Below are 14,134 nucleotides of genomic sequence, written 5' to 3'. Positions count from 1 at the left end.
TGCGCCACTCCAGACGCAAGCCCACCGTTCTACCCGGTTGAAAGGGTGCAACATCATCCGCGGTGGAACGATAGGCCTCGTCCAGGATATTGCTAAAGAAGAGTTCGGCGCGCCAGTTGCCGGCTAAACGCTGGGTGAATCTCGCATTCCATATCAAAGCAGAATCTAATGGCCTCTCGTCGGCCCCAAATTCGTCCCTCGATGGGCGAAAACTGAGATCACTGTAAAGCCCCTGCCGCTCTCCTTCCCAACTTAGAAAGTATCTGAGCCCAGCGGGATTAAGATCAGCAAGCGTGTTGCCCTGATCGTCTTCACCCTCTTGCCACTGGTAGCTTAAACGGTGATTCAGCTGCCCCGTCTGAACACTGACGTCGAGTTCAAGGCCCTGAATACTCGCGCCGTCCAGACTGCGATAAGAAATAAGTTCCGGGCTGATCGAATAGCGCTCGATATAGTCTTGAAGATCGCTGTAGTAAACCGACAGCTCGCCTCGCAGGGCCGCAGTAGGCGGCGTAAAACCCAGGCTGAACTCTGCACTGCGTCGCGTTTCGGCCTCCAATTCTGGATTCCCCAGAACCTCTCCACGGGGAGTTGTGCCACTAAAGTAATGCTCACTTAAGCCCGGAAAACGGTACCCCGAGCCTAGTTCGGCGCGTGCCGACCAACTACTTCCCAGAGCATAATCTACCGCCGCACTCGCCGACCATTGCCCGTCGGAATCGTCGCGCCCGTCAGAGGATTGTTCAATGTGGTCATAACGCAGCCCACCGCTCATCGTCAGCACACCAAAGACCCACTGCTGATCAGCAAACACCGCAAGGGTATCTTCATCTCCGTCGACCAACTGCTGCTGAACCAGCAGCAGTCCATCGGGGCCAAACTCCTTATCATTGATAGATACACCGCGACGCCCGACCCATTCCAAACCCACACTCCCGTCCCCAGACAACAATGCTGTGGAAGCCTGAAACAGCCCGCCGACGGTATGAGACTTGTAACGCGTTAGATTTCGACGTTCGCCGACTCGTTCAACATCGGCCTCCCAATCCTGATAGTGGTGATACGCCCTCAAAAACCAAGCACCGCGAGAGCGCAATTCCAGCTGCCCCATGGAGTGTCTGTCCTGTGGGTAGCTACTTACTCGTCGCTCAGGATGAAGGGAATTACTTTTGCCGATATCGCGGCCAAGACTTGAAATCCAGCTGTAATTCAGACTGAATTCACCTAGATGAGCGTCTCCCGCCAACAAGCCTGCAAGCTGCTCAAAACCCGTGTTGAGACTATCTCCGTTTGCATCATCAGCATTGCCCGCGCGACGCACACTAATACCGGCTGAAAGACCATCTGCCCTACCGGAAAGCGCTGTCAGGGAAAACTGTTCTGTGTTGTTGGCGCCCTCAGCTTTCACCGACAAACCGTTTGCCGGTCGAGTGTCGAGACTGACCACCCCTCCCATGGCACCCGATCCATAGAGTGTGGATGACGCGGACTTTTGAACCACGACCTGCGTAATAAGATCTGGAGGCACAAAGGATGCTGAGTTGCCCGCGCGCCTGTCAGTGATAATCGGCACACCATTGACTTCGGTGCGGATACGCCAGCGACTGAAGCCCCGAATACTATATGCCTGAAACAGCCCGCCCTGGCCATTCAGGGTTACCCCGGGAAGCTGCTCTATCCAGTCCCCTACCGTTCGATTTAGTGAGACCTGCTCATCGAATGCCACTAAGTCGGCAGTACCAGCACCCAACGCAGCTGCCAAAACATCACGGCGTCCAACCACCATTACTTCTTCAAGCTCAGCCGCCTCCACAGTCACCCCCAATGGCGGGCAGACAAGACCTAAGCAAACTAAAGGCAACGAACAGCGTGCTGGCCACCGCATAAGTGGTGCTTCGCCGACAAACATCAGTCTGATTGCGACACCAAGGCACAACCGTGCAGCAGTCGCATAAAGTATTACGGGCATAATGATAGAATTAGGGCTCCATTAAAGGTTGCGACTGTACGCATTCGAGCCGCCGACTTAAACCCTCGCGCAGCTATTGGCCACATCCGTCTGCAGGTGCAAACCAGTTATTATCCAGAAAAGGTGGGTGCGCAACACTTCGTAACCTATGAATTTCAGTCACCGCGACATAGAACCGTCCGAGAAAGATGCAGCACGGCTCCTCACGCTGGCAACGCTTGCCTCGGTCACTACGGCATGCGTGTTGATTGCTGTCAAAACATTTGCCTACCTGAACACTGGCGCTGTAAGCCTTCTGGCTTCCCTACTCGACTCCCTAATGGACGCGGGTGCATCGCTGATCAACTTGATCGCAGTCCGGTATGCACTCACACCCGCGGACCGAAATCATCGCTTTGGGCACGGCAAAGCGGAGTCTCTGGCCGCGCTTTTTCAGGCGGGATTTATCCTTGCCTCCAGCGCTTTCCTGATACATGAAGCCGCCCATCGACTCCTCGCGCCAGTGCCTTTGACCAAGGTGAATTCGGGCGTGATGGTGATGCTCTTCGCCATGACTGTGACCGCTGTGTTGGTGGCATTTCAACGCCACGTTGTTCGCCGCACCGGGTCTATGGCCATTCATGCCGACTCGGTTCACTACCGAGCGGACCTACTCAGTAACGCGGCCACGCTGGCTGCACTCGTGATTGCTGGACAAGGCATTCCTCAAGCCGATCCTGTCTTCGCACTTCTCATTGCTGTTTATTTATTGGTTTCTACGCGAGAAATACTCCGCCAAGCACTGAACGAACTACTGGATCGAGAACTACCCAAGGCGCAACAACAAGCGATCACGGAGATTGCTCTGGCCCATCCTGCGGTAAGAGGCATGCATGATCTTCGCACCCGTCGATCGGGACGCACACCCATCATTCAGCTACACCTCGAAATGGATGCCGACATATCATTAAATGAAGCTCACCGTATCTCAGAAGAAGTCGAAACCGCCATTTCTAAGAGCTTTTCGGGGGCTGATATCGTTATACATCAGGACCCCGCCGGCGTTGCAGAGCTGCAGCGCTGGCAAAGCGGCGAGTGAGATTTTATCTGCGCCGAAATTTAATCATTACCCAGAGTCGGAACTAACACACTATGGAATACAAAAAGCTTGGCAGCACTAACATCGACGTGAGTCTGATCTGTCTGGGCACCATGACCTTTGGTGAGCAGAACAATTACGAAGATGCCGCAGAACAAATGAACTATGCCGTGGATCAGGGCGTAAATTTCTTTGACGCCGCAGAAATGTATCCCGTACCGCCTCGGCCAGAAACTCAGGGTGAAACTGAGCGAATTATTGGGCGATGGCTTCATGCCCGGGGCAAACGCGAGGATATCGTGCTGGCCACTAAAGTCGCCGGACGAAGCTTACCCGGCGGAGACTTCGACCATATTCGCGGAGGGCCTCGACTGTCTCGGGAGCACATTCATGCCGCAATAGACACCTCGCTGGAACGCCTGCAGACCGATTATGTCGATCTTTACCAAATACATTGGCCGGAGCGAACCACGAACTTTTTTGGTCAATTGGGCTATCGACACAGAGACGATGATGGCATTGCCATCGAGGAAACACTCTCAGCACTTGCCGAGGTCGTCAAAGCGGGCAAAGTACGCGCGATTGGCATCTCAAATGAAACACCTTGGGGCCTTATGGAGTATCTACGTATTGCCCGAGAACGCGACCTGCCTCGCGTACAGTCCATTCAAAACCCCTACAGCCTACTCAATCGCAGCTTCGAACTCGGCCTTGCCGAAATGGCGATACGAGAACAAGCAGGCCTTCTTGCCTACTCGCCCCTCGCGTTCGGGATGCTAAGCGGTAAGTATCAAGGTGGGGCGCGCCCGGCCGGAGCCAGACTCACACTCTTCGAACGCTTCAGTCGCTATAGCAACCCACAATCCGAAGCCGCCACTGATGCCTACGTGGCACTCGCCCAAGAGGCGGGCGTGGATCCCGCGCAAATGGCTCTCGCCTTCGTCAATAGTCGACAGTTCACCAGCAGCAATATCATTGGCGCTACCACCATGGAGCAGCTACGCACTAATATTGCCAGCGTCGACGTCAAGCTCGACAAGGAACTGCTAAAAAGGATCGAAGGAATTCACCAGCAGTACAGAATTCCGGCACCTTAGCCTGGGCATGTATCGTTGCTTCAGTGAGGGCTTTAATCTAGCTTAGAGCCCTTTGTTAGACCTTGAAATCGTAGCCAGAATAACGGAGAGAATAGTATGGCAAAGTCTTTTGGCCTAGACAGCTTCCTGGTGAGGTGGTTGTTTGCGGTAGCCCTAGTGTTTGGTACCTACAACCCTACAGCGTTCTCCTACGTGGGTTGGCTAATGTCTGAAAACTTCAGTTTTGGGCCTCTACCAGCATTAGTGGGCGTCGCTTTGCTTATCGCCTGGTTGGTCTACCTGCGCGCCACTTTCAACTCTCTGGGTTGGCTGGGTATTGCCCTAGGCGCGGCCCTCTTCGGTTGTATGATCTGGCTCTTCATTGATCTTGGATTACTCTCAACAGATGCCACCGGCGCACTCACCTGGCTTGCCCTGCTACTGGTATCGCTACTATTGGCCGCTGGTATGTCCTGGTCTCACCTCAGGCGCAGAATGAGCGGACAACTGGACGTGGACGACGTCGAAGACTAAAAACGTTGAGGCAAAAAAACCCGAGATCCCCTATGGGGTCTCGGGACAAAGCGGTCGCTCCAATGGGCTTCCGCGGGGTTAGCTCGACATGCTTACTGGGTGTAGCTGACCTTCTGCTCAGCTTTCGGAGTTATCAGAGCAACGCCATCGCCGTTTGCCAGACTGCTGGATCCATCGTTACCGACAGAGCAGACGACTACAGTGTTTTCACCGTCCTTGGGGTTAACCATAAGACGAAGATGCGTTTCACCCGAGCTACGCTTGATACTGCGTAGTCGTGTGCGGGTGCTATCGCCGTAATAGGACTCGATGTCCGCTGTGCACTGTGCAAGGCTTTCACGATCTGCCTTGCCCGCAAAAGCTGATACTGCGCCTGCGGCTAGAACGATGCCGATAGTTGAAACAATGATTTTTTTCATGGGGCGTCTCCTGAGGGTTGATGGGAGACACTATAGCCACTCCAAATATGAAGCGTTATGACCGATTTTGACTAGGCTCGCTGCATTTTTGCAACACCTCTTCAGAATCACAACAGCTGTCGAAGTACGGGCGAAGCTCACCCAGCTCTTCAGCAAGAATTTCACGAAGAATACGCATGCGCGCTGACAAGCGCAGATCTTTGTGTGTCAAAACCCACAGATCGAAATAGTAGTGCACATCTTCTCCGGGAACTCTAACAACCTCCGGATGATCTCTAAACATCGCACAGGGCGCGAACATCATACCCATTTTCGAACGCACAGCTTCCACCTGAAGAATGAAAGCAGATACCGCATGATGGACAGGTAAGTGGCCGTTTTTACACACCTTTTTCCAGGAATCGTCATAAGTATTGCTGTGCAGACCAATCCAGGTGAGATGGCTCACATCCTCGGGATTATCCGGATTGAGAAGGTCACGATGAACGTAGGCCGATGCCGTCATACCCGAAATTTTACGACCAATCAGGTTGTCCGGCGGCGACGTTCCGGTGCGAAACACGCGAATCGCAATATCCGCTTCGCGGCGACCCAAGTCCAGAGCATCCGGGCTGCTGATAATCTCTAAATCGATCCCTGGATAGTCCTTTGCGAACTGAGCGAGGCGTGGCATAAGGACGTTAAATCCACTGGCGGGCGGCAGCGTCAGGCGAATCGTTCCCTCCAACTCCTGATCTGTTCCAGTGACCTTGCGCTCCGCCGCCAGCATGAGTTCCTCCACATGCTCTGCGGTGGGCAGAAGGTTCTCCGCCGCTTGGGTCATGCGATAACCCTCGGGAGTACGATCGAACAAACGCGCGCCAAGATCGCGTTCGAAGTCGTCTAAACGTCGGGTCACCGTAGAGTTACTGATGCCGAGAAGTTGCGCGGCACCGCGCGCCGAACGCTTCCTCGATAGAGCCAAGAGAATCTTTAGATCATCCCAATCCATAATCGTCAGGGATAGATCGCTGAGAAGGCGTCAATGAAGGTACTGAGTTGATCGCCGGGAAGTTCGTTAATTCCGGCGGCTGCAGCGCGCCCACCGCCGGTTTCAAACTGACGACATAGTGTGTCCGCATCGCGCTTGTCACTGAGAGGCGCCCGAACACTCACGAGGTATCCGCCATTCGATTTTCGTGTGAGTACTGCGTGTGCACGCGCCGGTGTCGCATTGGCCAGGGAGTTGCCATAGACGCCACTCACCCGACGTGCCCAAGGGGCGTCTGGCAGCACAAACAGCGCGGCAGTATCAGTTTTCCATTCCGGCAACAGATCTGCTGCGCTACCCATGTCACCCTCATATCCTTGCTCGAGCCTTTCGAAACTGGATACTGCATCGTTAACGAACAACCGGGGCTCACTGTAACTGCGCATAAGCTGGTAAAGCTCCGCAGGATGAAAGTGCAAGTCACCAAGCACAGCACCGTAACCGTTGTAGTTAAGGTAGGTGCCCAAACGTCTGTACAGATCAACAGTGTCGGCATCAAGCTCAAGCGTTCGGGCTACGGCCATGGCGCTCTCATCCAGGTTATCCCCGAATGCGCCCACCACAGCCCAATGCGCATAAGCACCGCGTAAATACCCATTAACGAGCAGACTAGTGCACACATCAGCTGCTGTATTAATCAGCGCCTCGAGATTGGGGTGCTCCGGTATATCACCCGCAAAGTGGTGATCGCAGTAGAACACTTGCGCGCCCGCCTCTAGCAAGGCCCCCAACGGTTGGCGGTTCTTATCCAGAGAAACGTCCAGCACGGTCACACGAGCGGCGGCCTGGGGATCGATGACCTCCAGAAGTTGAATATCACGCTTCACGCCGGTAACCAGCTCCGCTTCCAGCGGCATAGCCTGACGTAACTGCAGGAGCGCACATATGCCGTCGGCATCGCCATTAAACACATCAAAGTTTTTCATGGGATCAGTATGCATTGAGTTTTGAGGAGGGTCGAGGCGAGCATCCGCCGTCAGCTTAAAGCCACTCTAGGGCACAAAACCTAAAATCCAAGCAAGCTTGCTCGAACTAGGCGTCCGCTGCAGTATCCGGAAAGAGCTTTTTCACATTGGCAATTTCGGTGTCTGCGGGAATAGCGCGGCGCTTACCTGCACGCCCCTGCTTCACCCAAATATGATCGTGACGAATTTCATGGTTCGCAAAACCACTGACAGCCTCACGCAGCACCTGGGTAATGCCCTGACAGTCCATGCCATCACAGTGAAGCATCAGCTCTTTGATCGCTACACAAACCTGCCCATGGGAGAGGCATTCCTCTTCCGCACGCATGATCATAGGATGTCCAGTGCCGCTAACAGATGAGCCCAACAATAGCTCCTCATGTAGCTTCTCGCCGGGTCGCAAACCAATAAACTCTATATCCACTGCGTCAAGCACATCGCGGCCCGTGCCCACTTCGTGTCCGCTCAAACGAATCATACGTTTGGCAAGATCAACAATTCGCACGGGCTCACCCATATCCAGTACAAACACATCCCCGCCGGTACCCATGGCGCTGGCTTGAAGAACCAGATGAGCGGCTTCCTGGATACTCATGAAGTAACGGGATACTTCTGGATGGGTCACTGTTACAGGCCCACCAGACTCAATTTGCTCACGGAACAGTGGTACTACCGACCCCGAAGACCCGAGAACATTGCCAAAGCGAACCATGCAAAAACGCGTCGCGCTCTCCTCACCGGCAAGCCCCTGTAAGATCAGCTCTGCAAAGCGTTTAGAAGCGCCCATGATGTTTGTGGGGCGTACGGCTTTGTCGGTAGAAATCAGTACAAACGTTTCTACATTAGCCAAGCGTGCGGCCTCTGCCGCGTGGCAGGTACCAAAGACGTTGTTTGCCACACCCTCTGCAACGTTATGCTCAACCATGGGCACATGCTTGTAGGCCGCAGCGTGATAAACGGTCTGTACAGAAAAAGTGCGATAAATCGTTTCCATGCGACGCTGGTCTCGCACAGAGCCAAGTAAACACACCGTGTCCACGTGGATCTGCAATCTAGCCAGCATCTCCTTTAAGGTCCGCTCGATCTGATAGAGTGCGTACTCGGAGTTATCCAGAAGCACTATTTGCTTCGGATTGGCTTCAAGAATTTGGCGACACAGCTCGGCACCAATAGAACCACCGGCGCCAGTGACCATAACGACTTTGCCGGTAATGCATCGATCGATAAGTTCGGGGTGTGGGGGAACCGGATCACGGCCCAAAAGATCATCCAGATCGATATCCTGAATCTGGCTTACCGCTGCGGCTCCGCCTACCAATTCATTGATCTTGGGGACTGTACGAACATGCACCGGCAGTCCGACCAGCGAGTTAATGATCTCGCGCCGCCGTTCTGCAGAGGCAGACGGTATTGCCAATAGAACCTGCGTAATCGCGTGTTGCTCAATCAGGCGCTCAAGATCCCGAGCCCAGACAACCTGAAGACCATTAATCACCGCATGCTGAGCCCGGGGGTCATCATCCACAAACGCCACGACACGATATTGATCGCCATGATGCAATGCGGTCAGCAATTGTCGTCCGGATTCGCCTGCACCGTAAATCAGTATGTTCTTGCTACTCGATCGAAGTCTTGCCTGATAGCCTGCCCGGACAATCAGCCGCGAGCCACCAATGGTGAACATCGCCATCGCCCAGTACACAAATGGCATGGATCGTGGCACATCGGCCTGAGTAAAAAATATCGCCGCACCCAACGCCAATGTGGAATAGCTAACCGCTTGGATAATCGTCCAGATCGCCTGCTGGCCCATAAAGCGAATGATCGCTCGATACAAACCCATGCGCAGGAACACCACCGCGCTGGCCACCATCGTGAGTGCTGCACAAAACAGTTCGACACTGCCGGGAGGCTGAGAAAACGAAGCAAAGGGATAACCAAAGGAAACAATGAGCGACAGGGCTACAAAAGCCATGTCCACACCGAGGACCATAGCCTGCTTGACGTTGCGGGGCACCTCTACAATGCGAACAAACAGCTGGACAGGAACGTCCACCCATATGCGCACTTTCTCCAGCAGATTTTGGGCAGGTTTATTCAATGCACTAGTTACTCCGCGCTGGTTATGCGCTTGTCGGCTTTTAATTTAGAACGCTATATTTTGTGCCGAATTTGGAAACGGAGCTTACTTTAAACGCCGCAATTTCGCTATGAGTAAGAGTTGCGGGAATAACCCTAGGGCCATTAACGTCCATTGCGGTAGCGAGCTTAGAATGGCCATTAACGCCAAAGGTATCAGCCAAACAGCCTGCAACAGCAGAAGCGCCTGATCCACCCGGCGATGCGAGCCCCAGTGCCGCGACAAGCGCTGATAGCAGTGCCCACTATGGGCCTCAGTGAGTCGCTCACCCTTCAACGCCCTAGCAATCAAGGTGACGCTAGTATCTAACAAGAATGGGCTCATCAGCAGAAACCATACGACCACGGGCATGAGATCATCTCGCCACACCCAGAGTCCCAGCCAGCCCACGAACAGGCCCGCACTGAGGCTTCCCGCGTCACCCATAAACAGCTTTGCCGGAGGCCAGTTAAAGACAAGAAAACCACCGTAGGCTCCCGCCACGATCGCGCATACCAAAAGAAACTCACTCGCGGCGCCCGCGACAAGCCCCAGCCCGAACATAGACCCCGCAACCACTACAGTCTGTAGGGTAGCCAGACCATCAATTCCATCCATAAAATTGTAGAGATTGATCAGCCACGCGAGCCCAAGTATCAGCACCGGCCACAGCCAGAGAGACAAAAACCCCTGGTCGAGATAGCCAGATACGGCGACTCCAGAGAGCAAGAAAAACAAAAACAAACGCAGATAGACAGGCACGGGACGGCGATCGTCCCAAGCTCCCAAAGCGCAGAGTGCGATCACCAGCAGTTGCATCAAACGCTCCGGAGCGTCCAACAGGGCCCCACCGAACAACTGTGCGATTTGTATGGTCAACGCAATGCCCGCAACGACCGCCAAACCGCCCGAGCTTGGCGTTACCACCGCATGCGCACTACGGTGGTTTGGTGAGTCCAGGAAGCGTAATCGTCGCGCCAGCGGGAGGTAAAGCGCCGTAGCAATGAGCGTAAGCGCCAGCGCCAAAAGTCCGAAGCTAAGAGGCATCGACAACAACACTCAAACTCGCTTCGAAATTCAAGGACGGTCGAAATCCGAGAGACTCAGGGCCAGAGTTGCGATACAACTCATCGGCCGTCATCCGCGCCCAGGTACCTCCTGACTCTTGTCCACGGACCGTATCCCATAGTCGGCAAACACTCCGCCAAACAAAGTCGGGGGGAGATGGCAACCAGGGACGTCGATCCAGAGCCAAACACATCGCAGCGTGTATTCGTCGCGTACTGTAACTTTCGCCATCTGTTGCGGTGATGAGACAGGGTGATTCGATGGGGACAGTAACGAGTTGTGCTAGAAGGCGAACAAGATCATCCAATGCAATCATACTGCGCCCACCCCCGCGCGGGGGTGTAGGCAAATGCCAGGTCGCCCACCGGCGCAACCAGCGCAGATGACCCAACGCGTGTTCGCTGTAAACCAATGCAGGACGCACAATGACGAGCTCGAGACTGGAGTTTCGACAAAGCTTCTGTAAGCCTAACTCCGCTAAGGCCTTAGACTGCGCGTAGGGACTGCTCGCCTCAGACACAGGCGTCAATCCGCCTAGTGCATCATGCTCTGCAGCTTCGGCTTTCACGCTGCTCACAAACACAAAACGCCGCACTCCCGCCTCTCGAGCCCTCTCGGCCAGCGCCAGGGGAGCATCCACATTCACACGCTGGTAGGCCTGTGCATCGGCATCTTGATGGGCAATGCCGGCCAGGTGAAAGACAACATCGACACCGTCGAGATTGAGGTCGGCCCGACCGTCAGCAAATTCATATTCAAGGAAGCCTACATTTTCGTTCGCAAGCACCGGCACAAAGCCCCGACGATACTGCGCGCTCAACCGAAGCCCCTGCTCAGCAAGGACCGGCAGCAAAGCACGGCCAATATACCCGCTTCCTCCTGTCACCAGGCAATGCACGCTCTAAGCTCTCCATTCAATCGTCGCGGCAGAATGGTGCGCGTATGACGCCCAAAAATAAAGGGGGCAGTGCCCCCAAAACACGGTATTACCCGCTATTGCGTCCGCAACACGCTGCGATTTCGCTCCACGGTAGACGCCCCAATGCCTGTAACTTCGGATAGCTCATCGACCGACTCAAACGGCCCAAATTGCTCTCGATAGCGAACAATGGCTTCAGCTTTACTGCCGCCGATACCGACAAGCTGGCTCGCAAGCTCATCTGCCGACGCGGTATTGAGATTCACGGTCACCACAATTTCTTCTCGAGCCATGGCAACTGCGGTCACAGAGTCTGCGGACTCTGCTTGGGCGAGTACTACCGGCGCTTGTAGCGAAAAATGCGTCCCAAGTGCGAAAAGTGCCAGCACTAGTGGCCGTCGGAAGTTATCACGGGCACTTGGTTTTGGGGGCTTTTTAACAGGCTGTGTTAGGGGCTGTGTTAGGGGCTGTGTTAGGGGCTGTGTTAAGAGCCGCTTGATTACCCGGGGGAATGTCGAACCAACAGTCGTCATATCATTCACGGTGAGACCTCCTTGTCATCGCGTGATTAGCTTGGTGTGTGGCGCAAGACGGCAAACAGCGATGTAAAACCGTTGCATGCCTGCGCGACCACGAGTGAGCCAAAGAACCTTGTGTACTTTGGCTACCACAAAAGACTAGCACTGGGTTCGTTCAGCATAGACCTTTTGGTCACATCGGGCCGAACAGCGTTAACGCGATACGCACAAGGACTCATTGATGGCGTGCAAGGCTGCCGCGGGATCTTCGGCGCGAGTGATCGGCCTCCCAACCACTAAATAGCTCGAGCCCGCATCCATGGCCTCTACCGGCGTGAGCACACGACGCTGGTCATCCTGCGTGGCGCCCGCGGGACGAATACCCGGTGTAACCAAAGCAAAAGGCGAGCCTAGCTGCTCTCGCAGAGTGCTTGCCTCTTGAGCAGAGCACACCACACCCTGAAGACCGCAGTCCTTGGCGAGGCTCGCCAGTCGCAGTACCTGTTCTGGCAAAGAGTTCGCACAAGCTAACTCACTAAAATCCTTTGCATCCATACTGGTTAACACGGTGACACCAATCAGCAGCGGCGGTGCCGTCAAGCCGGACAGCGCCTCTGCAGAAGCCTCGAGCATCCGCCGGCCGCCACTGACGTGTACGTTTACCATCCAGACACCCAGGGCGGCGGCACTCCGCAGTGCGCCCGCCACGGTGTTGGGAATATCGTGAAACTTGAGGTCCAGAAACACCTCAAAACCCATAGATTGCAAACGCTCCACCAGTACCGGTCCCGCCGCAGTGAATAATTCCTTGCCGACTTTGAGCCGACATGCGGAAGGGTCCAAGGATGCGGCAAGTTCCAAAGCGGGAGTCATCTGGGCGTAATCAAGGGCCACAATAACGGGCGATGAGGCACTCATTCATTCACTCCGTTTCTGCTGTGCGAATGGTTCGAAAAGTGCCCCAGTATTTGCAACCCGGACAAAACCACAGCAAATGCCGCGCAGAGAAGCCGCAGTGATCACAACGATACGCAGGACGGACTTCAATAAGTCGATGGAGTAAAACACTCAACATGGACAATGAGTCCCCAGGGGCTTCTGGCTTTTCTTCTTGCTGTATACGAATCAATCGAAGCAATCCGCGCATTGATGGAGCTTGCGCCAAACGCTCAGCCAAGAAAGTATGTGCAGCATCACTCCCCTCATCGCGACGAATGTCATCGGCCACGGCGATCATAAGGGGCGTAGAGGGATGCTCATCAAGACAGCTTCGAAGATACGCCGATAGATCCTTCTCCTCACCCAGCGCCGCGTAACATTCCCGAAGAGCCGGTATCGCCTCGGGAAGAAACTCCGCGTGCTGTTCAACCACCCGGGTTAGCGCACTTATAGCGAGACGATAGTTCCCCGCTGCTGCTTCAAAACGCCCCAGTTCCAACGACGCACGGGCACAGGCCGGATCAATGCGCACGGCATCTTGCAAGAGCCCTCTCGCCTGATCGAGGTCTTCCGCTTTCGCAAGCTCGACGGCAAGTTCGCAATAGAAATGCGCCAGTTGCAAGGGTATAGGTTGCCCTGAAAGTGGCGGCGCCTGAGCTTCACCGCGCAACAGACTGCGCAGGGGAAGCAGCGCTTTAGCTTGCTCAATCGCTCGCTGCCACTCACTCTCCGAACGATAAATCTCCACAAGGTACTGATGACTGACATCCCGCTGCTCGTCGGACTCAGCCACCAGGTCAAGTAAGAGTGTTTCGGCACGATCCAACAATCCCGCGGAGATGTAGTCCCGGGCAAGCTCAAGGTGCGCTATGTGCATCTGTGAGCGCGGAAGATTCGGACGCGCAAGAAGGTTCTGATGAATTCGGATAGCCCGATCAACTTCACCGCGTCTACGCAGCACATTGCCTAGCGCGATATGCGTTTCCAGAGTTTCGCTGTTGACTTCCAAGGCACTGATAAACTGGTCTACGGCGCCGTCAGGACGTCCGTCAAGAAGGTAATTCAGACCGCGATAATACTGGCTGGGCGGACCCGAGGAGCTGTTCGCGGAACTGCTTAGACTTCGACGACCCAGCCACCAGCCACTGGCGACCGCAGAAAACAGCAGAAGAAAAACCAGAGTTTCATTCACGCGTGGCCAGGCCTGTAACTCGCAACCGATCTAGTTCGACCTGGCTATTGGCCATCTGGCGACGAGCCGCCATGAGTCGCGCTCGCAGACGGAGCACCGCAATGGACGAAAGCAGCAGGCCAAGTATGCCGCCTAAAGCCAGTGCACCCAGCACCCAAAGCGCCAGGCTGTGCGGTGGAAGAATCATAAACAGCACATCTAAAGGAACCGGCTCGGCATTCTGCAGGGCAAAAAGCACTCCCAGAGCAGCCATAGCGACCGCCAGAATCAGGGCAAACAGCTTGCGAATAAAACCCATCAAAACCGTA

General features: G+C 54.7%; 14 protein-coding genes. 3 read left to right on the top strand and 11 right to left on the bottom strand.

Annotation, left to right across the window (positions count from 1 at the left end; all coding sequences use genetic code 11):
• On the bottom strand, positions 1 to 1,813 hold a 1,813-nt coding region (locus ACI9KD_RS00840), incomplete at its 3' end, for a TonB-dependent receptor plug domain-containing protein (protein WP_414979241.1).
• A gap of 304 nt (positions 1,814 to 2,117) precedes the next feature.
• Here ACI9KD_RS00840 and ACI9KD_RS00835 point away from each other — a divergent pair.
• From ACI9KD_RS00835 to ACI9KD_RS00825, 3 genes are all read left to right on the top strand, one after another.
• Positions 2,118 to 3,047: a cation diffusion facilitator family transporter gene (locus tag ACI9KD_RS00835; RefSeq protein ID WP_414979240.1), complete on the top strand. Its 930-nt coding sequence runs from the start codon at positions 2,118 to 2,120 to the stop codon at positions 3,045 to 3,047.
• A 53-nt stretch (positions 3,048 to 3,100) separates the two neighbouring features.
• Positions 3,101 to 4,144: an NADP(H)-dependent aldo-keto reductase gene (locus ACI9KD_RS00830; RefSeq protein WP_414979239.1), complete on the top strand. Its 1,044-nt coding sequence runs from the start codon at positions 3,101 to 3,103 to the stop codon at positions 4,142 to 4,144.
• Between the two features lie 96 nt (positions 4,145 to 4,240).
• Positions 4,241 to 4,657: a DUF6524 family protein gene (locus ACI9KD_RS00825; RefSeq protein WP_414979238.1), complete on the top strand. Its 417-nt coding sequence runs from the start codon at positions 4,241 to 4,243 to the stop codon at positions 4,655 to 4,657.
• A gap of 92 nt (positions 4,658 to 4,749) precedes the next feature.
• On the opposite strand, the gene ACI9KD_RS00820 is transcribed toward ACI9KD_RS00825, so the two are convergent.
• The 10 genes from ACI9KD_RS00820 to ACI9KD_RS00775 form a co-directional block, all read right to left on the bottom strand.
• Positions 4,750 to 5,076, bottom strand: a complete 327-nt coding sequence (locus ACI9KD_RS00820) for a hypothetical protein (protein WP_414979237.1) — start codon at positions 5,074 to 5,076, stop codon at positions 4,750 to 4,752.
• A gap of 55 nt (positions 5,077 to 5,131) precedes the next feature.
• Positions 5,132 to 6,067, bottom strand: coding sequence for a LysR family transcriptional regulator (locus ACI9KD_RS00815; RefSeq protein WP_414979236.1), 936 nt, complete (start codon positions 6,065 to 6,067; stop codon positions 5,132 to 5,134).
• 5 nt (positions 6,068 to 6,072) lie between these two features.
• The gene (locus ACI9KD_RS00810) at positions 6,073 to 7,032 is read right to left on the bottom strand and encodes a DHH family phosphoesterase (RefSeq protein WP_414979235.1); all 960 of its coding nucleotides are present in this window, start codon (positions 7,030 to 7,032) and stop codon (positions 6,073 to 6,075) included.
• A 106-nt stretch (positions 7,033 to 7,138) separates the two neighbouring features.
• Positions 7,139 to 9,172: a polysaccharide biosynthesis protein gene (locus ACI9KD_RS00805; protein ID WP_414979234.1), complete on the bottom strand. Its 2,034-nt coding sequence runs from the start codon at positions 9,170 to 9,172 to the stop codon at positions 7,139 to 7,141.
• 84 nt (positions 9,173 to 9,256) lie between these two features.
• On the bottom strand, positions 9,257 to 10,237 hold the full coding sequence (locus ACI9KD_RS00800) for an MraY family glycosyltransferase (RefSeq protein ID WP_414979233.1): 981 nt from the start codon (positions 10,235 to 10,237) through the stop codon (positions 9,257 to 9,259).
• Positions 10,227 to 11,144 carry an NAD-dependent epimerase/dehydratase family protein gene (locus ACI9KD_RS00795; RefSeq protein ID WP_414979232.1) on the bottom strand — a complete coding sequence of 306 codons (918 nt, stop codon included), beginning with the start codon at positions 11,142 to 11,144 and terminating at the stop codon, positions 10,227 to 10,229. The genes ACI9KD_RS00800 and ACI9KD_RS00795 overlap by 11 nt, the downstream gene beginning before the upstream one ends.
• 107 nt (positions 11,145 to 11,251) lie before the next feature.
• Positions 11,252 to 11,566, bottom strand: a complete 315-nt coding sequence (locus tag ACI9KD_RS00790) for a ComEA family DNA-binding protein (RefSeq protein ID WP_414979231.1) — start codon at positions 11,564 to 11,566, stop codon at positions 11,252 to 11,254.
• 342 nt (positions 11,567 to 11,908) lie between these two features.
• Positions 11,909 to 12,613 (bottom strand): orotidine-5'-phosphate decarboxylase, encoded by a 705-nt coding sequence (gene pyrF, locus ACI9KD_RS00785; RefSeq protein ID WP_414979230.1) that lies wholly within the window; start codon positions 12,611 to 12,613, stop codon positions 11,909 to 11,911.
• A gap of 4 nt (positions 12,614 to 12,617) precedes the next feature.
• Positions 12,618 to 13,826, bottom strand: coding sequence for a lipopolysaccharide assembly protein LapB (lapB, locus tag ACI9KD_RS00780; protein WP_414979229.1), 1,209 nt, complete (start codon positions 13,824 to 13,826; stop codon positions 12,618 to 12,620).
• A complete protein-coding gene (locus tag ACI9KD_RS00775; protein WP_414979228.1) occupies positions 13,819 to 14,124 on the bottom strand; it encodes a lipopolysaccharide assembly protein LapA domain-containing protein in 306 nt (101 codons plus the stop codon). The genes lapB and ACI9KD_RS00775 overlap by 8 nt, the downstream gene beginning before the upstream one ends.
• Between the last annotated feature and the right edge of the window lie 10 nt (positions 14,125 to 14,134).

It is taken from the genome of Congregibacter sp. (assembly GCF_047617445.1).
Classification (GTDB): Bacteria; Pseudomonadota; Gammaproteobacteria; order Pseudomonadales; family Halieaceae; genus Congregibacter.
Note: the sequence above shows the minus strand (reverse complement) of the source record. Positions and strands in the feature narration are given on the sequence as shown.